Raw genomic sequence first — 20887 nt, forward strand, 5'->3', positions numbered from 1 at the left:
TGAAACCTGTTTTGTGAAATCTGTGGTGTCGTTACCAGCGCTCGCCCAGCAGATTGGGCTGGATCCCTTTGACCGGCTTGCGGTTATCACCGCTGCCCTTGATCCCGGCCTCGAATTCGGAGCGGAAATATTTGATGGCGCTGGCCAGCGGCTCGACGGCGCCCGGTGCGTGGGCGCAGAAGGTCTTGCCCGGGCCAAGGAAACCGCAGAGTTGCTCCAGGGTCGCCAGATCGCCGGATTGCCCTTCGCCACGTTCCAGTGCCCGCAGCAGCTTGACGCTCCAGGGCAGGCCGTCGCGGCAGGGCGTGCACCAGCCACACGACTCGCGGGCGAAGAACTCCTCCATGTTGCGCAGCAGGGAGACCATGCTGATGGAGTCATCCACCGCCATGGCGAGGCCAGTCCCCATCCGGGTGCCGACCTTGCCGATACCGGCGGTATACATCTGGGCATCGAGGTGCTCCGGCAGCAGGAAGCCGGTGCCCGCGCCGCCCGGTTGCCAGGCTTTCAGGCGATAGCCGCTCTTCATGCCGCCGGCGTAATTTTCAAACAGCTCGCGGGCGGTGATGCCAAAGGGCAGCTCCCACACCCCGGGGTTGTTCACCTTGCCGGAGAAGCCCATCAGCTTGGTGCCGTGATCTTCCGAGCCCGGCAGCGCCAGCCCGTGATACCAGGCCACCCCGTTGCCGATAATGGCGGGGACGTTGCAGAGGGTTTCGACGTTGTTGACGCAGGTGGGTTTGCCCCAGACACCTGAGACGGCGGGGAAGGGGGGTTTGGCACGCGGGTTGGCACGGCGCCCTTCCAGCGAATTGATCAACGCCGTCTCTTCACCACAGATGTAGCGACCGGCGCCAGTGTGAACAAACAGCTCGAAGTCAAAACCCGAGCCCAGAATGTTCTTGCCAAGCAAACCGGCGGCTTTTGCCTCTTCTACCGCACGACGCAGGTTGATGGCGGCATCGACATACTCGCCGCGCAGGAAGATATAACCGCGATAGGCTTTCAGCGCCCGGGCCGAGATGATCATCCCTTCGATCAGCAGATGGGGCAGTTGCTCCATTAGCAGGCGATCTTTCCAGGTGTTGGGCTCCATCTCGTCGGCGTTGCAGAGCAGGTAACGGATGTTCATGCTCTCGTCTTTGGGCATCAGCCCCCACTTCACGCCAGTGGGGAAGCCCGCACCGCCGCGCCCCTTGAGGCCGGCATCCTTGACGGTGCTGACAATCTCGTCCGGGCTCATCTGGCCGAGCGCCTTGCGGGCGGCTTCATAGCCCTGTTTGGCCTGATACTCCTCCAGCCATACCGGTTGGCCGTCGTCCCGCAGCCGCCAGGTGAGCGGGTGGGTCTCGGCGGTGCGGGCCGTGCGGTTGGCGGTGCCAAGAGAGGCGAGGATCTTGTTCTGCGGCAGGCTCATGGGTAAGCCTCCAGCGTTTTCAGCAAGGTCACCGGATCGAGGCCGCCATAGGTGTCGTCATCGATCATGATGGCTGGCCCCTTGTCGCAGTTGCCAAGGCAGCAGACCGGCAGCAGGGTGAAGCGGCCATCCGGGGTGGTTTGACCGGGGCCGAGGTTCATCACCTCCTTGAGACCGGCCATCAGATCTTCATGGCCATTGATGTAGCAGACCATGCTGTCGCAGACGCGGATGATGTGACGGCCTACCGGCTGGCGGAAGATCTGGCTATAGAAGGTGGCAACCCCCTCCACGTCGCTGGCGGGAATGCCGAGCTCGGCCGCGATGGCGTGAATGGCGCCGTCGGGGACCCAGCCTCTGGCCTGCTGCACGATCTTGAGCGCTTCGATGCTGGCGGCGCGGGGATCTTCGTAGTGGTGTTTCTCGTGTTCGATGGCATCGCGTTCAGCCTGGCTCAGAACGAAGTCGTCCTGTTTGCTGCTGCATGCCCCTTGCCCCTGTGGGGTCTGATTATTGTGACACTGACATTGCTGGCTCATGACTTGACCTTTGGTGGCTTGTCCTTTTACTGCTCGTCCGGCGATCCCAATTCCCGGCCATGGCCGGGAGGGCGGATCACTTAACGGTCCACATCCGACATAACAAAATCGATACTGCCCAGATAGACGATGAGGTCCGACACCATGCTGCCCTTGATCACCGAGGGGATCTGCTGCAGGTGAGCAAAGCTCGGGGTGCGGATCCGGGTCCGGTAGCTCATGGTGGAGCCGTCACTGGTCAGGTAGTAACTGTTGACCCCCTTGGTCGCCTCAATCATCTGGAACGACTCGGCAGCGGGCATCACCGGGCCCCAAGACACTTGCAGGAAGTGGTTGATCAGGGTCTCGATGTGCTGCAGGGTGCGCTCTTTGGGCGGCGGTGTGGTGAGGGGGTGATCTGCCTTGAAGGGGCCCTCCGGCATGTTCTTCATGCACTGCTCGATGATCGACATGCTCTGGCGGATCTCCTCAATCCGCACGGTGGCTCTGTCGTAGGCATCGCCATTGCTGCCAACAGGCACTTCGAAGTCAAACTGGTCGTAGCCCGAGTAGGGGCGCCACTTGCGCACGTCGAAGTTGAGGCCGGTGGCGCGCAATCCGGCCCCCGTGGTGCCCCAGGACAACGCCTGCTCGGTGGTGTAGGCAGAGACGCCTATGGTGCGACCGCGAAGAATGCTGTTGCGCATCGCCGCTTTTTCGTAATCCATCAGACGTTTGGGCAGCCAGCTCAGCAGGTTGTCCTGCACCAGCCGTTGCCATCCCTTCGGCAAGTCGTGGGCCACACCGCCGATACGGAACCAGGCCGGGTGCATACGGGCACCGGTGATCGCTTCGATGATGGTGTAGATCTTCTGCCGGTCGGTGAAGGTGAAGAAGACCGGGGTCATGGCCCCCACGTCCTGAATATAGGTCCCGAGGAACAAGAGGTGGCTCTGGATGCGAAACAGCTCCGCCATCATCACCCGGATCATGTCGACCCGCTGCGGCACCTTGATTCCGGCCAGCTTCTCGACCGCCAGCACATAGGGGAGGTTGTTCATCACCCCGCCCAGATACTCGACCCGGTCGGTATAGGGGATGTAGCTGTGCCAGGACTGGCGCTCGCCCATCTTCTCGGCACCACGATGGTGGTAGCCGATGTCAGGCACGCAGTTACGGATCTCCTCGCCATCGAGCTGCAACACCAACCGGAAGGCGCCGTGGGCAGAGGGGTGGTTGGGGCCGAGGTTCAAGAACATGTAGTCCTCGTTCTCGTTGCCGCGGGCCAGTCCCCACTCTTCCGGTTTGAACAGCAGGTTCTCCTGCTCCATGTCCTGTTTGGCGGCATCGAGCATGAAGGGATCGAATTCGGTAGCGCGCGCCGGGTAATCCTTGCGCAGCGGGTGACCCTGCCAGCTCTTGGGCATCATGATGCGGGTCAGATGGGGGTGGCCATCGAAGGTGATGCCCATCAGATCCCATACTTCCCGCTCGTACCAGTTGGCATTGGGGAAGTGGTTGGTGATGGTGGGTAGATGCAGGTCACTTTCGGCCAACGCCACTTTCAACATCACATCGGCGTTACGGTCGATGGAGATGAGGTGATAGAAGACAGTGAAATCGCTCTGGGGCAGACCGTCGCGATGGCTGCGCAGCCGCTCATCGGTGGCGCTGAGATCAAACAGCATCACAAACGGGGAGGGCACCTTGCGCAAAAAGCCCATCACATCCTGAAGCAGTTCGCGGGGAAGCCAGACCACCGGCACGCCGGTGCGCGTGGTCTGCACGGTGAAGTGCTCGGCCCCGAAGTGGGCAAACAGTTCGCCAATGACTTTGGCATCCTTGTGGTCGCTGGGCTGCCACTGGGCCATGGCGTAATTGCTGGGAAAATCTCGAGTCAGTTTCATGGTCAGATCTCATCCGGCGTGCGCAGGTTGGTCACATTGATCCGTTCGCCGCGCTTGCGCTCTTTTTCGGCCTGCATCTGGGGACGGTAGATCCCCTGATCGCCCACTACCCAGGAGAGGGGGCGGCGCTCTTTGCCGATGGAGTCCTGCAGCAGCATCAGGGCTTGCAAAAAGGCTTCGGGACGGGGCGGGCAACCCGGAATGTAGACGTCGACCGGCAGGAACTTGTCCACCCCCTGCACCACGGAATAGATGTCATACATGCCGCCGGAGTTGGCACAGGCCCCCATGGAGATCACCCACTTGGGTTCGAGCAGCTGTTCATACAGGCGCTGGATGACTGGCGCCATCTTGATGAAGGGAGTCCCTGCTATCACCATGAAATCGGCCTGACGGGGCGAAGCGCGGATAACTTCGGCGCCGAAGCGGGCCACATCGTGGGGGGAGGTGAAGGCGGTACACATCTCCACGTAGCAGCAGGAGATGCCGAAGTTGTAAGGCCAGAGGGAGTTTTTGCGGCCCCAGTTGACTGTGTCTTGCAGCACCTCCTCGAGGCGGCCCATCATGATGCCGCGCGTCGCTTCTTGCGCCAGTGGGTCATCGACGGTCTGGCGCTGCTCCTGGGGGTAGCGCTCAACGGGTGCATCCGGGTCAATCCGGGTCAGGGTGTACTTCATGGTGCAACCTCAAGGAAAGGGTCTGTGGTTCAATCACTGTTTTTGTTGTTCAGCTGCGGTTTGCGCGGTGACCAGTCCAGTGCGCCGATGCGCCAGAGGTAGATCAGGCCGATAAGCAGCAGTCCGATGAAAATGGTGGCTTCAATAAAGCCGACCCAGCCGCTCTCACGCACGGAAACAGACCAGGCAAACAGGTAGAGCGCCTCGACGTCGAAGATGACGAAGAACATGGCGACCAGATAGAACTTGGCGGAAAAACGCAGGCGGGCACTGCCGACCGAGTCGACACCAGATTCAAATGGCTTGTTCTTGGTGCGGCCGTAGGCGCGACCTCCCAGCAGGGCGGCGAGACCTATCATCACCAGACAGATGGTGATGGCACCGATGACATAAATGGCAAAAGCCCAATGTTGAGCAGAAATATCAGCAAACATAGAGGTTTTTCCTAACCAAATTAATCAAGCGACTTAACAATAATGTTACGCATTATGACACTTTCGCACTGATTTACATGTCATTTTTACGGGTTAATTATTAATCGGTTAACTGGTAATTAAATTTTGTTAAGAAGCGCACTTTTTTGCTGGTTATGGCGGGTGGGAAAGGCCTGGAAAGCGCAGAGAGCTGCTCCTCGTCATCACCTGAAAGGGGTAAATGCCGCGGGCGAAGCCGGAGCTGGTCGGTATCGCGGGCAGGGGGCACAGGCGGGAGAAGAGCGTGATGGCGGGTGAGATAGGGGGCGGCAAGAGCAATAAAAAGAGAGGCTTCCAAGCCTCTCCTGCCATCGCGTTCCGGTTTCGAGCGTGGGGCGGTCAGGGTTTATTGGCGACCAGCAAGACCTGATCCGGGTAGGCGCCAATGGAGCGAAGACCGATATCTCCCGAGGTGATATCCAGATACGCCCGCTGACCATTGGCGGAGGTTACCGTGCTGCTCATCAGATAGACATAGCCCTCATTGACCTCTTTACCGCCCCCCGCCATGGCGCGCGGGAAAATGGCTTCATTGAGAGAGGGCTTGTAGCAGGCATGCTCGACCAGGGTCGCCAGCTCCTTGATGTCGGGCAGGCGCCACTGGCTGATACCGCCGAAGTGATAGAGAGCATGACTGCTGTCACTGCGGATCCGCTCCGCCACTTGCAGCCCCTGCTGCCAGTAGTAAACGGTCGGTTCCCCCAGGCAACTGCTGCCATTCCATGTCTGCCCCAGTTTGCAGCGCATCCAGGTGAGGCCGGTGTGTTGATCCGTGACGGTGCCGTTGCCATGGTCAAGAAAACGGGCAGAGGGGGCGGTGCGATCCATGGTGTCATCACAAATGGCAGCACCGTGGGCCAGGGGGGCCAGCAGTGCCAGCATGGCGAACGAAAAGCGATAAAGGCTCATGATATTCCTCGGATTATTGGGAAGTGGCGACCAGTCGTACCTGCATCAGCTCGATATAGGTATCTTGCTGCACCAGCGCGGGATAGGTGGTGCCCGCATCTTCTCCCAGGAGCAGGACTGTGCGTTTGCTGATGGGGCCACCGGAGAAGCGCTGGGCGGTGTTGCTGGTGGCGCTCCAGTAGTAGCCATGGTAGGTGTCATCTTCCGAGGAGGCGATATCCGGGAAGTAACGGGTAACCACGATGATGCGTTGACCCAGCGGGTCCTTGGCCAGGCTGCCGTAGTGCATCAGTGACATCAGCTCACCCATGGTGGGCAGCCGCCACTGGCTGATGCCGCAGCGCTGCTCGCCATTGAGCCACTGCTGATACGCGCGGGTGGTCAGCATGGTGGTCAGCGCCTGTGCCCGGGCGAGGGCCGCCAGATCTCCTTCGGCGGTGAGCTGTTCGATCCTCTTATGAATATGCTGGTAGGCCGCTTGCTGCTCGCCTGCGGTCGCCTTGAACTGCTCATCCTCATAGGCAAAGGGTCTGCTTTTCCAGGCCGGGCTCAAGGGATCATCCGATTTGACCTCCCACACCAGACCGGTATTGAGATCCTTGACGCACTGCCAGCTCGGCGCGTTGTCAGGGAGCGCCTGACCGCGATCATCGAGTTTGCGATAGGCAAGCTGGGGACGAGTGCGATTCCAGCTGGCATCTTGTCCCGGATAGTCGGCGGGTTCCTGTTCCAGCAGCGGGTCGTTGCCATCGCTGAAGGTGGTGACGCCGGTGACGGTTAGCAGGTTGCGTGGCTGCTGCTGCACCAGCAGGGTCAGCAGCTTGCTTTGGGTATCTTCAGCGAACTGGCCGTTGCGTTGCCACTCCTGAGCCAATTGCTCCAGCATCAGGCTGATGGCGCGATAGCTGGTGGTGAGCAACTGGGTCTCCTTGGCGGTGGCAAGGCGTGTGCGGGCCTGTTGCTGCAAGCTGATCGCCACCTGTTGTAGCGCCTGATCAAACTGGCCGAGACCTGCGAGGGCCGCGCGGTCGCCGCCCGGTTGCAGCGGCGCGAGATCGGCCAGCAGCTGCGTCAGTGCGCGATCGGCGGCCACCCCTTCGGCAATGCGGCTCTGCCACAGGGTGCTGAGCAGGGTCGGTTGCAGCCGTTGTGGATCCCCTTTGGCGGCCGGATGCGCCAGCAGCAGGCCTCCGCTCCTCGGTACGAACAGCAGGGGCGAGTTGACGATGTTGGCCGAACGGCTGACCAGGGCCACCGCTCCTTCGCCGCTGACGGCAGGGTCGGCAGGATCACATTGCCAGTTCTGATCCAGATCGGCGCACAGGGTACCGGCGGTCGGCAGAGCGACATCGACCCGGTAGTCCGGGATCGCCAGTGGTGCGTTATCTTCCCCGCCGCCACAGGCGCTGAGCAGGGCTGAGAGGGTTGCAATAACCAGTACGGATGGTTTCACTTCACATTCCTTGATTCGGTCACAGGTTCACGGGGGCGGTAACCCCCGTGGTACAGGATTCAACGGCGCGGGGTGCTCCGGCGCCAGAGGCGGGGGCAGAGGGCCAGCAACAGCAGCAGGGGGGAAGTCGTGCCGCCACCCCCTTCATCCTGCTCAAGGGGAATGATGCCGGTGTTGGGCAGGGCTTCATCCTTGTCACAGCGGGCGCCGACTTGCTGGGCTACCCGCCAGTTGCGCAACTGACCGGTGTCACCGGCGCTGGTGTCGTTGATCTCCAGCAGCCAGCGGCCAGCGAGCGGTTCGCCGTGCAGCTTATCGAGTGATTCGAACGGTACCAGTTCACGGGGGAACTCCCCCTTGAGCCGGGTATGGCTGGCGTAACCCTTGTTCCACAGGCTGATCCGGGTGCCGTAAGGGGAGGTGAGCCAGACCTCCAGCTGCTCCAGCTTGCTGTGCTCCAGATCGAGGGCAACCACGAATCCGCTGTCGATGCGGGCCTTGCTCTCGGGCAGGGTGAGAGTGAAGCGGGACAGGCCGTGCCGCTCACCGCTCACCGCATCTTTGATCTGGCCACCCTGGCCGATGGCCCGCTGCCAGAGCGGTTCACCGATCGGCAGTTGCAGGTCAAGGCGGGTCTGGCGCTCGGTGGGGCTGGGCAGGGTGAGCTGGAACTGCAGCGGCAAGGTGACTGCCTCGCCACAGGTCAGGTTGCTCGCCGCTTCCAGCGGCAGGGTCCAGCGGGCGGTGCCATCGGCGTTGAGCTCTCCTTGCCAGTGACCGTCACCCATGAGCCCCTTGGTCGGGAGCAGGCTGGCGTCAGCCACGGTCAGGGGGCGGCCGCTTTGGTTGGTCAATTCGATAGCGAGGCTCTTTTTCTCCCCGGCCAACAGGTAGCTGTCGTCGGCAAGGCGGGCCGCGATGGGGGTGGGCAGCAGGGCGTGATGGCGGAAGGCCTGCTCCAGCAGCTTGCCATAACTGCGATCCGGATAGAGGCGGTTGGCGGTATCCACGGTGACCCGCGCCAGCTGGGGCATCCGCACCTGCGGGCCGAGGCCGAAGTGGGATTCAATCAGCAGGGTATCGAACTCGTTACGGGCTACCTCGCCATATTGTTCAACGGCCTGGCGCAGCGCGGTGAAGAGCGGGGTGCCCCACAATTGGTCGCCGTTGCTGCCGTTGATGGTGAGGTGAGCCGGATAGAGGAAGCCCGGATGATAGCGTGCCCGCAGATCATCGAGCTGACGGGGCGTCCGGCCGCTGATCCTGGCATCCCAGTTGAAGACCATGAAAGGCTCGAACTGGCGAGCCTCTGGACTACGCTGGCGCCAGCTGGCGGCCAGATAGTCGCTAAAGCCCTCGCCGATGGCGCCCCAGTCACCCTCTTCTCCCATGTCGGGCAGGATATGGTGCTGCACCGCATGGCCAAACTCGTGCCAGATCACCATGGGATCTTCCGCATCGGGTACCCCTATCCGGCCAATTTCCAACCGGCGCAGGAAGGGGTCATAGAGGGAGTTGTCCTGCTCCCCGGCATCGGTATCGATGGCCAGGGGGCCGCCCATCAGCGTCGGGTAGCCAAGGGATTCCACATGGCGCTGTGCCAGATCCAGATGGTAGTAGCCATTGATATCGAGGAAGGCGGGCTGCGGGTGATCCAGCTGGAAGCCATCGGCATCAGGGCTGCTAAAGGGGGCAGTTTCCGGCGCCGTGCCATCCACGACCCGGGCGCGTGGGCCACTCAGCTGGTAGGTGTCATCCACCTTTTGTACCGTGAGCGGCACGGTGCGATAGGCCCCGTTGTCCAGTACCAGATCATGGCGCCACAGCAAATTGCCATCTTGCAGCTGGGTGCGTGGGTCGAGGGCAAAGATGCGGGCCTGCACCGTGGCCGTTTCCCCTGCCAGCGGGGCCGCTTCGGCACGGGTGCTGGCCTCTTGCAGCGTGCGCCCCAGCAGGGCGCTGCCATCGCAGGTGACAAACAGTTGCCAGTGGCTGCTCTTGCTGTTGCCCGGCTGGCTTTCCACCGCCAGCAGACGCCAGGCCGCAGTCAGGGTGTCGCCATCCTGCCAGTACCAAGGCTGGGCTTCGTCACTGCCAGCGAATTGCCACACCGTACCATCCAGCGTGGCGGTATAGGCATCCACCCCGGCGCGGCTTGCTTCATCACATGGCGTCGCCTGTGCCTGCATCAGTCGGGTATTGTGATAAAGGCGCCACGGGCGACCCTGCTCATCGAGACTGACGGCGGCCATCAGGCCGGCGATCGGTGCGCCATTGAGCTGCTGACGATAATGCAGATAGTGGCCCAGCTTGCCTTGGCGCTGATAGGCCGGGGCATCACTCAGGGTGACGCCGAGCTGCTGTTCGAGCCAGAGGCGGGGATCGGCCGGGGCGTCCTGTTCGACAAAACGCAGTTCGGCGGCCTGAGTGGAAAAGCCAGCCAGCCCCAGCAAGAGGGCGGGCAACAGGGGTTTCATAGTGGTACTCCCAATCAGCGGCAGAGTCATTGATTGATCCCCGCCAGATGCAACAAGAAGGCAAATTCACGAGCCCGATCGCCACCACCGGCGCGGTGGCCTCCCTCCAGTTCGGTCAGCAGCAGGTAGGGGCCGGAGCCCGTGCTGTGCTCCCGCAGGCGGGCCAGCCACTTGACCGGCTCCCAGTAGGGGACCTGGCTATCGTGCAGGGCGGTAGTGACCAGCAGGGGCGGGTAGGGGGCGCGGTGCAGGTTGTCGTAGGGGCTGATGCGACGCATCGCCTGATACTCTGCGGGCTTGGCCGGATTGCCCCACTCCTGATACTCCTGACGGGTCAAGGGGAGGGCAGGATCGCTCATGGTGCCGAGCATATCGACGAAGGGAACCTGCAACACGGCGCCGCTAAAGAGTGTCGGTTGCTGGTTGAGGGCCGCAGCAACCAGCGTGCCCCCCGCGCTGCCCCCCATGGCAAACAGGGGCAGGGGAGCAGAGTCGGGTGACCAGTGGCGCAGGGCGTGACCGGCTGCGATAAAGTCGCTGATGCCGTTCTGCTTGTGGATGCCCCGCCCGTCGCGGGTCCACTGCTCCCCCAGCATGCCGCCGCCGCGCACATGGGCGATGGCGTAGACAAAGCCCCGATCCAGCAGGCTCAACAGCTCTTTCTGGTAGTAGGGGCGCATCGGCGTGCCATAGGCGCCATAGCCGTAGAGCAGTACGGCGCGGGGGGCCAGATCCTTGCGCCACACCAGCGAGACAGGCACCCGGGTGCCATCGGCAGAGGTGATCCAGCGCCGCTCGCTCTGATAGGGCAATGCTTTATTGTCTGCGGTGTGCTGGTCGTTGATCCACTGGCCGCTGGTCAAATCCAGCCAGCGCTGGCCGGGGGGCTGACTCAAGCCCTGACTGCGCACCAGAATGCGGTCGCTGGCCGGGTCATGTTCTCCTTGCAGCCAGCCGGTACCGGCGCCACTGGCCAGCGGCAGGCGCTGGCGTTCATGGCCGTTGCGGTCGAGCAGGGCGAGCCAATCCTCCCCCTGCTGGCGAAACTGCACCACCAGATGGCGATCAAACAGTCGCCACTTCTCGGGATCGCCGAGATCCTCCTCTTTGGCGGGCCACAGGCGCTGCCACTCACCGAGCGGCGTGCTGGCTGAGTAGAGGGCAAATGCCCCCTCCCAGTTGCTCTTGATCACCCAGCCAGACTGGCTGTCCAGATAGTATTCCACCCCGCGCTGGCGGGATTTGATTTGCTGCGGCTTGCCGGAGTCGAGCAGGTATTGCTCCGAGCTGTCGTGGTTGTTGCCCTGCAACACCAGATGCTGGCCATCCGTGGTGCGATAGAGGCTGAGCAGCCAGGCGGGATCCTGCTCCTCATAGAGAGTCTGCTCCTGGCCATCCTGCCAGCCGCGCAGCTGCCAGGGGCGCAGGGTGTAGCGCTCGTTGGCGATGGTGTAGAGGGTGCGACCATCTTGTGACCAGGCGAGATCAGCGCTGCGCTGCGCCAAACAGGCCAGCACCTTGCCGCTCTGGAGATCAAGCAGGGTGACCTGATAGTCGAGATCGCCGCGCCTGTCTTCGGCGATGGCCAGTGTGAGGTTATCCGGGCTCAGGGCCCAGCCGCCCGCTTCGTAATAGCCCTCACCCGCTCTGGCGGGAAGCCGCTGCAGCACCTTGCCCCCGTGGCGTTGCCAGAGTGAGCCATCCGGGCGCAGCTGCCATGCCTGATCGCCGCGGACAAGCCAGTCCTCTGGCACAGATTCCCCCGCCGGATGGCGGGCAAATTCGGCGCGCAAGGTTGCTTCCAGCGGCTGCTGCGCGGCGAGCTGCTGCTCGCTCCAGCGATTTTGCTGCTTGAGCAGGGCGAGAATGGCCGGGTTGCTGCGGCTCTCGTCCCGCAACCAGAAGTAGGGATCCTGGCGTACGGGATTGCCTGAAATCAGGTGTGGCTGGGACGGGATCGGGGGTGGCAGGGCCTCTTGTGCCCACGCCAACGGGACGGCCAACAGGGCCGCCATGATTGCATGATGTTTCATCACATCCCCACGAAACGGTAGCTGAGGCTGGCTGACAGGTAGCGGCCGCTCTGGCTGTAGAGGGAGGTGTCGCTGCCAGCCGGGAGTCCGGCCACATCCTGATAGCGGACATAGCGGGTATCGAGCAGGTTGCCGATGGTGGCATTGACCTTGAGCGCCTCGGTGATCTGCCAGTCGCCGGTGAGATCCAGACTGAACCAGCCTGCGCTGCTCTGGCAGGCACCGTTGTAGCCAGTCTGCGCATTGGCGCACTGGGGCACCTTGGTCATGGCGGCGGCATAGTTGCCACTGAGCTCAACCCCCCAGTCGAGCTGTTGCCAGCGCAGGGTGGTGTTGCCTTCCAGCGGTGTCTGGGTGCGCAGCGGCTCACCGCGGTGATCCTTGCCATCCATCCAGGCCAGATTGGTCGAAAGCTCCCACTCGTCGTTCAGCCAGAGGCTGGCGGCCAGCTCGGCGCCCCAGGTTTCTGCTTTGGCAACGTTGCGATATTGGCGCAGGAAGACACCGTCATCGAGGCGGAAACCGGTCTGGCGCCAGTCGATGAAGTTGTAGTAGCGGTTGTAGAAAACGGCCGGTTTGACGCTCCAGTTGTCGCTTTGGCCATTCACTCCCCACTCCAGACTGTGGCTGGTCTCCTCCTTGAGGTTGGGGTTGGCAATGATCTCGAACGGCGGCATGGCAAAGTAGTGAGGAATGTTGCCGTAAACCTGATCGTAAGCGGGGGCGCGGAAGCCGTTGGCATAGCTGAGCCAGCTGCGCCATGTCTCGTTGAAGCGGTAACTGGCCGCCACACTGGGGGAGATGTGGTCGCTGTGGTTCTCGGCCAGATTGCTGTCCGGTGCGCGCAGGCGCTGGCGGTCAAAGCGCAGGGTCGGGGTAAACTGCCAGCTGCCCAGATCGATCACATCGCTCAGCCAGATGCCATCGCGGCGGGTCTCTGCCTTGCTGAAGGGGGCTTTCTGTCCCTGGGTGGTGATGCCATCTTCCAGGGTCAGATTGCTGACCGGCCGTTCGTGGTTGGCCTGCTCCAGCTCCACACCGTAGCTGAAGGTGTGATCCAGCGAGCCGGTGCTCAGCTTGCTCTGCAACTCCAGCTCGCTGCCAAGGCGCAGCTCCTCGAACGTGGAGAGGGTGCGCTGGCTGCGATATCTGGGATAGCCGCTCAGGGCATCGTTGCGCAGCAACTGGCGCTGGTTGGCTTCGTTGCGGGACTGATTGCCAAACAGGCTCCAGTTGAGGGTATCGACCATGCCCAGATCGCTGGCTTCCCAGCTGAACTTGCCGCCCTGGGTGCGCTGATCGCCATCTTCCTGAAAACCGACCACGTCCCAGCTGCCATCGGGTTGGGGCACCGCTTTGGGCCCCATCTGGCGTTTGGCGTGATCCTCGTAGTAGTCCAGCTCCAGCCGCAGAGCGTGATGGGCATTGAGGGGGAGGCGGCTGCTGGTGGAGGCACTCATGCCATCCAGATCCGCCGGAATGCGGTTCTCTTCAAAGTTGGCGGTTTCGTTGCCACGCCAGCCGGAGAGGCGCAACAGATGTTCGCTCTCCAGTGCCCGCACCGCGCCGGTCATGCTGAGCTTCTTCTTGTTGCTGTCGCCACCGTAGAGGGTCTTGGCCGCCAGATAGCTATCTTGCTGTTGCAGATAATCTTCCGGCTGCTTGGTATTCATCACCACGGTACCGCCGATGGCATCGGAGCCATGCAGGGAGGAGCCGGCCCCCTTGGCCACCTCAATCTGTTTGATGTCATCGAGATCGAAGTTGAAGCGACCCACCTTGTCATTGATGTTGTCGGCGCCAAAGCCGTCACTGACGCGCACCCCATCCTTGATCAGCAGGATACGGTTGCCACCGATGCCGCGCACGCTGATGTTTTGCGGTCGCCCGGCAGAGCCGGTGACCGAGACACCGGGGATCTTGCGAAACACATGAGTCAGCTCGCTGGCGACCTGACGGTCCAGCTCTTCCTGGGTGATGACGGTGATGGAGCCGGAAACATCGGAGAGTTTCTGTTGTACCCGTTGCCCGGTGACAATGATGGTGTCGTCGCTGCGCGCCTTCTCCACAGGGGGAAGATTGGCCGCGCCAGCGGAGGCACACAGGAGTGCCGGCCATGCCTGAAGCAGTTTGTTCATAATGATAATTGTTTTTATTTAAGCCTGAGGGCCGGCATTATTGCAGAGGCCTGACCACTTGACAATAAATGGCAATCATTATCATTAAGATCTTATGGTGTTGATATTATTGAGTTATTTGTTTTTAAAAAGAGGCTCCCGCGCGAAGCGGGAGCGGGGGGATCAGGGCTTGAGCAGTTGCAGCGACTCTTCTGCGGCCTTTCCTTGGGAGAGGGTGATATCGACCCGGCGGTTCGCCTGGCGATGTTCGGGGGTGTCGTTGGCAAAGCGGGGTTGGGTGTCGGCAACCCCCTGAGCGATGACTCGTCTGGCATCCAGCTGGGGGTTGGTCAGCATCGTCTGCACGATGGAAGAGGCCCGCAGCACCGAGAGCTCCCAGTTATTGCGATAAAGCTCCACCGGCGCCTGGGAGTTGTCGGTATGACCGGTGACCACTACCTGCCCCGGGATATTGGCCAGAATGCCTGCGATCTTGTTGACCAGCGGGATGAACTGGGGCTGCAGGAACGCCGAATCGGAGGGGAATAGCGCCTTCTCGCCGATGCGGATCACCAGTTGACTGCCGAGTTGCTCGACCTCGAGATCCTTCGATTCAATCTGGGCCTTGAGTTGCTGCTCAAGCTTCTGCTTGGTCACCTGCACCCACTCCTGCTCCTTGGTCTTGTGGGGCCAGGCTTCGGTGGCGCTCGGTTTTTCCGAGGCACCTATGGTCTCGTTGAAGGGGTCCGATGCCGCCATGGGGGCATCTTTTTCCAGTACAGTCTCTTCTTTCGGGCTGCTCGGCGTGGTCTTCGATTCCGGCTCGAGAATCCCTGTTCCCCCCTGCATCAAGGGTGAGCCGGCAGGCGGGGAGATGAGGCCGATTTTACCCAGCGACTCGATAAAGCCCTGGATAAGCACTCGGGTTTCGGACTGCTTGGCCATGGCAAAGGAGTAGAGCACCACAAACAGGGCGAACAGCAGGGTCATGAAGTCGGCATAGGAGACCAGCCAGCGTTCATGGTTCTCCGGTGCTTCAGCCTTTTTCTTTTTGGCCACCGTGACCTCCCAGATAAGGTTCGAGGGTAACTTGCAGGCGCGCTTGGGATTCGCCATCAACGATGCAGAGAATGCCGGTCAGGGTCATCTCCTTGTAGTGGCGGATCTGGTGGGCAAACCCCTTGTAGCGGTTGCCGAACGGCAAGAAGATCAGGTTGGCTGCGGATACCCCGTAGATGGTAGCGATAAAGGCCACCGCGATGGCGCCGCCCAGCTTGTCGGGGGCATCTAGCAGACCCATGGCGTGGATCAGGCCAAATACCGCCCCGACGATCCCCATGGTCGGGCAGTAGCCGCCCATGGCTTCATAGAATTTGACCGTCTGTTCGAGATCTTCCTGTTCAAATTCGATCTCGTTCTCCAGCACCTCGTGTATCTTGGTTTTCTCGTAACCATCAACCATCATCTGTACCCCTTTCTTCAGGAAGGGATCCTTGATCTCGTCGATCATCCCTTCCAGCGCCAGCATGCCGCTGCGGCGGGCGTTGCCTGCCAGGGTCTCCAGTAACTGGGCCTGTTCATGCATGTCGAGCTTGAGGGGGGAGAGCAGCCATTTGAAACGCTTCATGGTGCTGCCGACGACGGAGAAGGGGAACTGGGTCAGAGCGGCACCGACAGTACCACCGATCACGATGAGGAAGGCGGGCAGATCGAGCAGGGCGCTGGGGTGGCCGCCCTCGATCATGTTGCCGCCAAGGATGGCGATCAACGCCAGTACCAAGCCAATCAAGCTCATCTTTTACACGTCCCTGCATGTTGATAATGGCTAGTGTAGCTACTTAAGTATCAGTTTTTCAAAATGAAATCCAATCGCTGAGCAATTAATGGGCGCTGGGTAACGTCCATAAAAGAAGGCGTGTTGCGGCCATGAGATGGCATTGCAATCATCTTGTTGCTCCTGTTGTCACAGGAAGGAACGCTTGTCGGGTGGGGCAATCACAAAAGCAAGGTAGGGGGTGGGGGCTGGCAATACGAAAAGCAGTGATGTTCCATCAGGGCTTTGCAAACCGGGGGATGAGTGCGTGGATGATCTGCCACTGCGTGGCTCTGGCTCACTTGTCGGCATAGGTGTTTGCCGGAAAGCAAAAAACCGACCCTGAGGTCGGTTTTTTTAGATTTGGCGGTGAGGGAGGGATTCGAACCCTCGATACGTTGCCGTATACACACTTTCCAGGCGTGCTCCTTCAGCCACTCGGACACCTCACCAAATTTTCGTTCGCTGCGCTGTTGCGCTGGAACGGGGCGTAATTTAGGGGAAAGGGCTGTGTGGGTCAACCTCTTTTCCCCTTATTTTTCATAATCTTTTCCGAATGCCTAACGCTTGCGCAGAATGCCTGTTTTTTAAACCGGATCAGGGCTTGTCGAGGATGATCAGGCTGTCCGGCAGCTCGTTTTGATCCCGGGTGGCCGGGAAGGCATCGGTCAGAATGGCGCTAACGCGCTCAACGCACTCCAGAAAACCTTGTTCGATCTCCTTGTTGCGCACTCGCGCCACGAAGTCGTCGATGATCTCCTGCCACTGGCCGTTGTCGATATGCTGGGCGATGCCGTCATCCACCAGTATTTCTACATAGTGCTCGGCGGCCGAGACGAAGATCAGCACCCCGAGCCGGTCGCGGGTGCGGTGCAGCCCCTGCTCGACAAATTGCAGGCGAGCCATCAGGGCCGCCCGGTGCTGGCGAACCTTCTTCGGGATGAGCCGCATCTTGATGGGGGTCCAGTGGAACAGCAGGCTCAGCAGCAGCCAGACCGACCACTGCACCAGCAGGATTTCGTACCAGCCGAGCCAGAAGCCGAGCTGGAACACCAGCAGCGGGGTGAGCATCGCCAGCAGCGCCGCCCAGAGGGTAGGAATGTAGCGATAGCCATCGCTGGCCGGGGCCAGCACGGTGACCAGTTCAGCATCAGTCTCTAGCTCCGCTTCGCGCACCTTTGCCTGAAGCGTGTGGAAGAACTGTTTAGAAATCATGATTTGTCTCTTTACTCCTGTTACCAGCCACCGGAGGCTCCGCCACCGCCAAAACTGCCGCCGCCACCGCTGAATCCGCCGCCGGAGCGACCACCAAAGGAGCCGGCACCCAATCCACCGGCCATGTAGGCCGACCGACGTCGTCCTCCCGGACCACCGCCGCCACCCCCGCGCAGGTTGTGGAGCACGATCATCGCAATCACCACCAGAATAAACAGCCAGGGGCCGCCACCGTTGTCACTCTTTGGCTGCTCGACCGGCTGATACTCTCCGGCGAGTGCCTTCATGATGCTCTGGCTGCCCGCCATGATCCCGGCCACCATATCGCCGCGCTTGAAGGCGGGCAGGATGCGGCCATGGATGATGTTGGCGGCGATGGCGTCGGGCAGGGCGCCTTCCAATCCATAGCCTACCTCGATGCGAACCTTGCGCTCATCCTGGGCGATCAGCAACAGCACGCCATTGTTCTTGCCTTTCTGGCCGATCCCCCAGTGGCGACCGAGCTGGTAGCCGTACTCCTCGATGGTCTCCCCACCAAGGCTGTCGACGGAGACCACCACCAGCTGGATGCCGCTGCGTTTTTCAAAGGCCGCCAGCTGCTGGGTCAGTTGATGGGCCTGTTTGCGGGACATCAGACTGGCTTCATCCACCACCCGTCCGCTCAGCGTCGGGAAGTCCGGCGCCGCTTGCAGGGCACTGGCCCAGAGCAGCAGACAGGGAAGAAACCAGCGCAGCATCATCTTCATTGGAAGCTGACCTTGGGCGCCTCATCGGCACCGGGTTTGGCACTGAAACTGGGTTTGGCCTCCAGATCCGAGTAGAGCAGCTTGGACCAGATAACGCCGGGGAAAGTGCGGATCTCGGTATTGAACTGGCGCACCGCCTCGATATAGTCGCGGCGAGCCACCGAGATGCGGTTCTCGGTTCCTTCCAGCTGGGCCTGCAGGGCAAGGAACTGCTGATCCGCTTTCAGCTCGGGGTAGCGCTCTACCACCACCATCAGGCGAGAGAGGGCGCTGGAGAGCTGGTTCTGCGCCGCTTCAAACTCCTTGAGCTGGGCAGGATCGCTCACCTGCACGCTGCCGACCCGGGCACGGGCATCGGTGACCGCCTTTAGGGTCTCCTGCTCATGGCTGGCGTAGCCCTTGACGGTGGCGACCAGATTGGGAATGAGGTCGGCGCGGCGCTGATACTGGTTCTCCACCTGCCCCCAGCTTGCTTTAACCTGCTCATCCAGGGTCGGGATGTTGTTCATGCCGCAACCGGTCAGGCCGAGCAGCAGGGTCAGGGTCAACAGGCTCTGCGTGGTTCTGCGCCAGAGTGATGTGGCCATCTTGTTGTTCTCCTTTGATATTTCGAGTCGATAGTGCGCCATGGATGGTGTACGACCAAGAGTGCACCACCATACCAGCTTGGGGTCAGTTGCCACAACGCGCAGGTAGCTCGGGTCGCTTGTTGATGCCGGAGACCTTGGGCAACTGGGGCTTGTCTTTTAGCCAGGATGCCAGCTCTTCCCCGCAGCCATTGCCGGGCGGAATGGGGGCCTGAGGTTCGCAATCTGGGCTGCCCACCGGGCAGCGCAGCCGTACGTGGAAGTGGCTGAAGTGGCCCACCCAGGGGCGCAGCTTGGCGACCCAGGGCTCGTCACCAGCCTGCTGGCAGACCGCGGATTTGATCACCGGATTGACGAAGATGCGGGCCACCTCGGGCTTGCTGGCCGCCAGCCGCAGCAGGGTGAGCTGCTGGGGGCCAAAGCGACCCGGCAACATCTTGTAGCTGGGTTCGTCGATCAGTGCCCACTCCTTGGGGGCATCCTGCTCCCATTTGCTGATGGGGCGGTTGGCCATGCGAAACCAGATATCGGCATCAAGGCCAGTCTGGTGGCTGCGATGGCCGGAGGTAAAGGGGCCGCCACGGGCCATCGCCAGATCGGCGATATAGAGATCCGGCAGCCCGGCCATGCGGGTCTGGTTGGCCAGCGCTTGCAGATAGTGGATGAGGTCGGGGTGGCCGTAGTAGCGCAGCCGTTTGGTACGGATCACCTGATAACCCGGCCCTTCGAGGGGTAGGGATACGCCGTTTTTCAGGCAACCGGCGGCATAACCACCGATGGCTTCCGCTTGCAATACAGTCGCCAGCAACAGGGACGTCAGCATGTGCGTGCTCCTTGTCTTGCTTCGAGTCGGCTCAGCAGTACGAACAGACTCAAACATATAAATAAATAGGCCGCGGCCACCAGCAGCCAGATCTCGTAGACCAGTCCGCTGGAGTTGGCCATTTCGGTGCCAACGAAGGTGAGCTCCTGCACCGAAATAAGCGAAACGATGGCGGTATCCTTCACCAGCGCGATGAGCTGACCGGTGAGGGGGGGCAACATCAGCAGCATGGCCTGCGGCAGGATCACATGGCGCAGCCGCACCCAGGGAGAGAGCCCGAGGCTCTGCGCCGCCTCCCACTGGCCACGGGGGATGGCGGCCAGCCCGGCGCGGACGATCTCGGCGACGAAGGCTGCGCTGATCATGCCAACGCAGAGGGTGCCTGAGATGAGGTTCTCCCAGCGGGCTGGTGGGCCAAACAGCGCCTCTTGCCACGGGGAGAGTGATACGGTGCCGAGCCAGCGGGAGAGGCCGCTCGAAGGCAGCAGCTGGTTGGCGATAAAGAAGTAGAAGATGAAGATAAAGACCAGCGGCGGTAGATTGCGGATCAGCTGGATAAAAAGGGTCGCGGGCATCACCAGCCCGGGTCGGCGGCTGAAGGCGGCTACCCCCAGCGCAGTGCCGAGCAGCAGCGCCAGCACCATGCCGAGCAGGGCGATGCGCAAGGTGGTGAGCAGACCGCTGAAAAAGTAGGGCAACTCGCCGTGAGGGCCGGGGGTGAACAGCAGGTCGAAGGCTTCATGCCAGCGCCACTGATAGGCTACCCCGATGTGCAGGCGGCTGGCCAGCCAGAGGCCAGCCAGCAGCAGGATCAGGGCGATCGCCCCATCCAGCCAGTTGATGTTCCGACATGGCCCACGGATGATGCGCCGGATGGTCTCTTTTAGAGCAATCAGCATCAGGGGTTAGCGACCTGTGCTTCCCACGCCAGCGACTTGAACCAGTAGTCATGGCGCGCCTTGAGCCAGCCATCGGCCTGACGGGCGGCGATCCACTCGTTGAACTGCTCAGCCAGGGCATCATCCCCCTTGCGCAGGGCAAAGCCTTCATCGCCTTGTGCCAACGGCTCGGCAAACGGCATAAAGAGGGCATTCGGGTGGCGCAGCGCCTCTTGCTCGGGTTTCGGGGAAGAGGAGAGGGCGCCGTGGGCGCGGCCGTTCAGCACCTCCTGAAATACCTGTGACTCGTCATCGAACTGGCGCAGGGTGGCCTTGGGGAAGTGTTCTTTTGCCACCTGTACCGGTGAGGCGCCACGACGTACCGCCAGGATCACCCCGCGCTGGTTGAAGTCCGCCACGGTTTTCTTCTCTTTGGCCATGGTGCTGGAGGCGGCCAGCTGCACCCCCGAATGGGAGTAGGCCTGGGTGAAGCGCACGCTCTTCTCCCGCTCGGGGGTGATGGTGAGGCCGCCGATGATGACGTCATACTTTTTCGCCAACAGGGAGGGGATGATGCCATCCCAGGCGGTAGGCACGAACTCTACCTGCCAGCCGTTATCTGTGGCGAGGCGACGGGCCACGTCAATCTCGAAACCGATCAGGGCCCCCTGCTTGTCGCGCATCGCCCAGGGGGCGAAGGTGGACATGCCGACCCGCAGGGTACCGCTCTGCTCGATCTGCGCCTGGGTGTCGGAGGGGGCAGTTTCTGCCAGTGCCGGAGTGAGCAGGCTTGCCAGCAGCAGGGCTGCGCCCGACAGGGTGGTCTTGAATGACAGATTCATGG

19 protein-coding genes and 1 tRNA gene are annotated in these 20887 nt (G+C 61.6%); all 20 read right to left on the reverse strand.

Annotated elements, in window-relative coordinates; all coding sequences use genetic code 11:
• Nucleotides 1-31 precede the first annotated feature (31 nt).
• Entirely contained in the window at nucleotides 32-1417 is a 1386-nt protein-coding gene (nuoF, locus tag AB5Y99_RS07555; RefSeq protein WP_108539959.1) for an NADH-quinone oxidoreductase subunit NuoF, read from the reverse strand.
• Nucleotides 1414-1956, reverse strand: a complete 543-nt coding sequence (nuoE, locus tag AB5Y99_RS07560) for an NADH-quinone oxidoreductase subunit NuoE (RefSeq protein WP_042658436.1) — start codon at nucleotides 1954-1956, stop codon at nucleotides 1414-1416. Before nuoE ends, nuoF begins: the two co-directional genes overlap by 4 nt.
• An 80-nt stretch (nucleotides 1957-2036) precedes the next feature.
• A complete protein-coding gene (gene nuoC / locus AB5Y99_RS07565; RefSeq protein ID WP_040067274.1) occupies nucleotides 2037-3842 on the reverse strand; it encodes an NADH-quinone oxidoreductase subunit C/D in 1806 nt (601 codons plus the stop codon).
• 2 nt (nucleotides 3843-3844) lie between these two features.
• Nucleotides 3845-4519, reverse strand: a complete 675-nt coding sequence (locus AB5Y99_RS07570) for an NADH-quinone oxidoreductase subunit B family protein (protein ID WP_005344917.1) — start codon at nucleotides 4517-4519, stop codon at nucleotides 3845-3847.
• Nucleotides 4520-4548: 29 nt separating this feature from the next.
• Complete coding sequence (locus AB5Y99_RS07575; RefSeq protein ID WP_005344919.1) at nucleotides 4549-4953, reverse strand: NADH-quinone oxidoreductase subunit A; 405 nt, start codon at nucleotides 4951-4953, stop codon at nucleotides 4549-4551.
• A gap of 100 nt (nucleotides 4954-5053) precedes the next feature.
• Nucleotides 5054-5290, reverse strand: a complete 237-nt coding sequence (locus AB5Y99_RS07580) for a hypothetical protein (protein WP_128835515.1) — start codon at nucleotides 5288-5290, stop codon at nucleotides 5054-5056.
• Nucleotides 5291-5331: 41 nt separating this feature from the next.
• Entirely contained in the window at nucleotides 5332-5901 is a 570-nt protein-coding gene (locus tag AB5Y99_RS07585; protein ID WP_058058427.1) for a DUF1566 domain-containing protein, read from the reverse strand.
• Between the two features lie 13 nt (nucleotides 5902-5914).
• Nucleotides 5915-7354 carry a DUF1566 domain-containing protein gene (locus tag AB5Y99_RS07590; RefSeq protein ID WP_368209276.1) on the reverse strand — a complete coding sequence of 480 codons (1440 nt, stop codon included), beginning with the start codon at nucleotides 7352-7354 and terminating at the stop codon, nucleotides 5915-5917.
• A 59-nt stretch (nucleotides 7355-7413) separates the two neighbouring features.
• The gene (locus tag AB5Y99_RS07595) at nucleotides 7414-9861 is read right to left on the reverse strand and encodes a proprotein convertase P-domain-containing protein (protein WP_279487514.1); all 2448 of its coding nucleotides are present in this window, start codon (nucleotides 9859-9861) and stop codon (nucleotides 7414-7416) included.
• Nucleotides 9858-11864 (reverse strand): prolyl oligopeptidase family serine peptidase, encoded by a 2007-nt coding sequence (locus AB5Y99_RS07600; RefSeq protein WP_368174656.1) that lies wholly within the window; start codon nucleotides 11862-11864, stop codon nucleotides 9858-9860. Before AB5Y99_RS07600 ends, AB5Y99_RS07595 begins: the two co-directional genes overlap by 4 nt.
• Complete coding sequence (locus AB5Y99_RS07605; RefSeq protein ID WP_368209279.1) at nucleotides 11864-14002, reverse strand: TonB-dependent hemoglobin/transferrin/lactoferrin family receptor; 2139 nt, start codon at nucleotides 14000-14002, stop codon at nucleotides 11864-11866. Before AB5Y99_RS07605 ends, AB5Y99_RS07600 begins: the two co-directional genes overlap by 1 nt.
• Before the next feature lie 162 nt (nucleotides 14003-14164).
• Complete coding sequence (locus tag AB5Y99_RS07610; protein WP_106844513.1) at nucleotides 14165-15040, reverse strand: flagellar motor protein MotB; 876 nt, start codon at nucleotides 15038-15040, stop codon at nucleotides 14165-14167.
• On the reverse strand, nucleotides 15018-15776 hold the full coding sequence (locus tag AB5Y99_RS07615) for a flagellar motor protein (RefSeq protein ID WP_368174658.1): 759 nt from the start codon (nucleotides 15774-15776) through the stop codon (nucleotides 15018-15020). The genes AB5Y99_RS07610 and AB5Y99_RS07615 overlap by 23 nt, the downstream gene beginning before the upstream one ends.
• A 382-nt stretch (nucleotides 15777-16158) precedes the next feature.
• Nucleotides 16159-16246 (reverse strand) — tRNA-Ser (locus tag AB5Y99_RS07620).
• Nucleotides 16247-16391: 145 nt separating this feature from the next.
• Nucleotides 16392-17009, reverse strand: a complete 618-nt coding sequence (locus AB5Y99_RS07625) for a TPM domain-containing protein (RefSeq protein WP_005337196.1) — start codon at nucleotides 17007-17009, stop codon at nucleotides 16392-16394.
• A gap of 20 nt (nucleotides 17010-17029) precedes the next feature.
• Entirely contained in the window at nucleotides 17030-17755 is a 726-nt protein-coding gene (locus AB5Y99_RS07630) for a YgcG family protein (protein ID WP_129503897.1), read from the reverse strand.
• On the reverse strand, nucleotides 17752-18342 hold the full coding sequence (locus AB5Y99_RS07635) for a LemA family protein (protein WP_005346564.1): 591 nt from the start codon (nucleotides 18340-18342) through the stop codon (nucleotides 17752-17754). The genes AB5Y99_RS07630 and AB5Y99_RS07635 overlap by 4 nt, the downstream gene beginning before the upstream one ends.
• An 85-nt stretch (nucleotides 18343-18427) precedes the next feature.
• The gene (mepA, locus tag AB5Y99_RS07640) at nucleotides 18428-19165 is read right to left on the reverse strand and encodes a penicillin-insensitive murein endopeptidase (protein WP_040067286.1); all 738 of its coding nucleotides are present in this window, start codon (nucleotides 19163-19165) and stop codon (nucleotides 18428-18430) included.
• Entirely contained in the window at nucleotides 19159-20064 is a 906-nt protein-coding gene (locus AB5Y99_RS07645) for an amino acid ABC transporter permease (protein ID WP_368209281.1), read from the reverse strand. Before AB5Y99_RS07645 ends, mepA begins: the two co-directional genes overlap by 7 nt.
• Entirely contained in the window at nucleotides 20064-20885 is an 822-nt protein-coding gene (locus AB5Y99_RS07650) for a transporter substrate-binding domain-containing protein (RefSeq protein WP_252656177.1), read from the reverse strand. The genes AB5Y99_RS07645 and AB5Y99_RS07650 overlap by 1 nt, the downstream gene beginning before the upstream one ends.
• Between the last annotated feature and the right edge of the window lie 2 nt (nucleotides 20886-20887).

Source organism: Aeromonas sp. R4-2, assembly GCF_040908295.1.
GTDB lineage: Bacteria > Pseudomonadota > Gammaproteobacteria > Enterobacterales > Aeromonadaceae > Aeromonas > Aeromonas veronii.

What these genes read in the sequence shown, in the direction of transcription:
- AB5Y99_RS07635 (WP_005346564.1), bottom strand. Translation starts at nt 18,342, where the DNA reads ATGGCCACATCACTCTGGCGCAGAACCACGCAGAGCCTGTTGACCCTG.
- AB5Y99_RS07645 (WP_368209281.1), bottom strand. Translation starts at nt 20,064, where the DNA reads ATGCTGATTGCTCTAAAAGAGACCATCCGGCGCATCATCCGTGGGCCA.
- nuoE (WP_042658436.1), bottom strand. Translation starts at nt 1,956, where the DNA reads ATGAGCCAGCAATGTCAGTGTCACAATAATCAGACCCCACAGGGGCAA.
- AB5Y99_RS07625 (WP_005337196.1), bottom strand. Translation starts at nt 17,009, where the DNA reads ATGATTTCTAAACAGTTCTTCCACACGCTTCAGGCAAAGGTGCGCGAA.
- AB5Y99_RS07600 (WP_368174656.1), bottom strand. Translation starts at nt 11,864, where the DNA reads ATGAAACATCATGCAATCATGGCGGCCCTGTTGGCCGTCCCGTTGGCG.
- mepA (WP_040067286.1), bottom strand. Translation starts at nt 19,165, where the DNA reads ATGCTGACGTCCCTGTTGCTGGCGACTGTATTGCAAGCGGAAGCCATC.
- AB5Y99_RS07650 (WP_252656177.1), bottom strand. Translation starts at nt 20,885, where the DNA reads ATGAATCTGTCATTCAAGACCACCCTGTCGGGCGCAGCCCTGCTGCTG.
- AB5Y99_RS07585 (WP_058058427.1), bottom strand. Translation starts at nt 5,901, where the DNA reads ATGAGCCTTTATCGCTTTTCGTTCGCCATGCTGGCACTGCTGGCCCCC.
- nuoC (WP_040067274.1), bottom strand. Translation starts at nt 3,842, where the DNA reads ATGAAACTGACTCGAGATTTTCCCAGCAATTACGCCATGGCCCAGTGG.
- AB5Y99_RS07575 (WP_005344919.1), bottom strand. Translation starts at nt 4,953, where the DNA reads ATGTTTGCTGATATTTCTGCTCAACATTGGGCTTTTGCCATTTATGTC.
- AB5Y99_RS07615 (WP_368174658.1), bottom strand. Translation starts at nt 15,776, where the DNA reads ATGAGCTTGATTGGCTTGGTACTGGCGTTGATCGCCATCCTTGGCGGC.
- nuoF (WP_108539959.1), bottom strand. Translation starts at nt 1,417, where the DNA reads ATGAGCCTGCCGCAGAACAAGATCCTCGCCTCTCTTGGCACCGCCAAC.
- AB5Y99_RS07605 (WP_368209279.1), bottom strand. Translation starts at nt 14,002, where the DNA reads ATGAACAAACTGCTTCAGGCATGGCCGGCACTCCTGTGTGCCTCCGCT.
- AB5Y99_RS07595 (WP_279487514.1), bottom strand. Translation starts at nt 9,861, where the DNA reads ATGACTCTGCCGCTGATTGGGAGTACCACTATGAAACCCCTGTTGCCC.
- AB5Y99_RS07570 (WP_005344917.1), bottom strand. Translation starts at nt 4,519, where the DNA reads ATGAAGTACACCCTGACCCGGATTGACCCGGATGCACCCGTTGAGCGC.
- AB5Y99_RS07630 (WP_129503897.1), bottom strand. Translation starts at nt 17,755, where the DNA reads ATGAAGATGATGCTGCGCTGGTTTCTTCCCTGTCTGCTGCTCTGGGCC.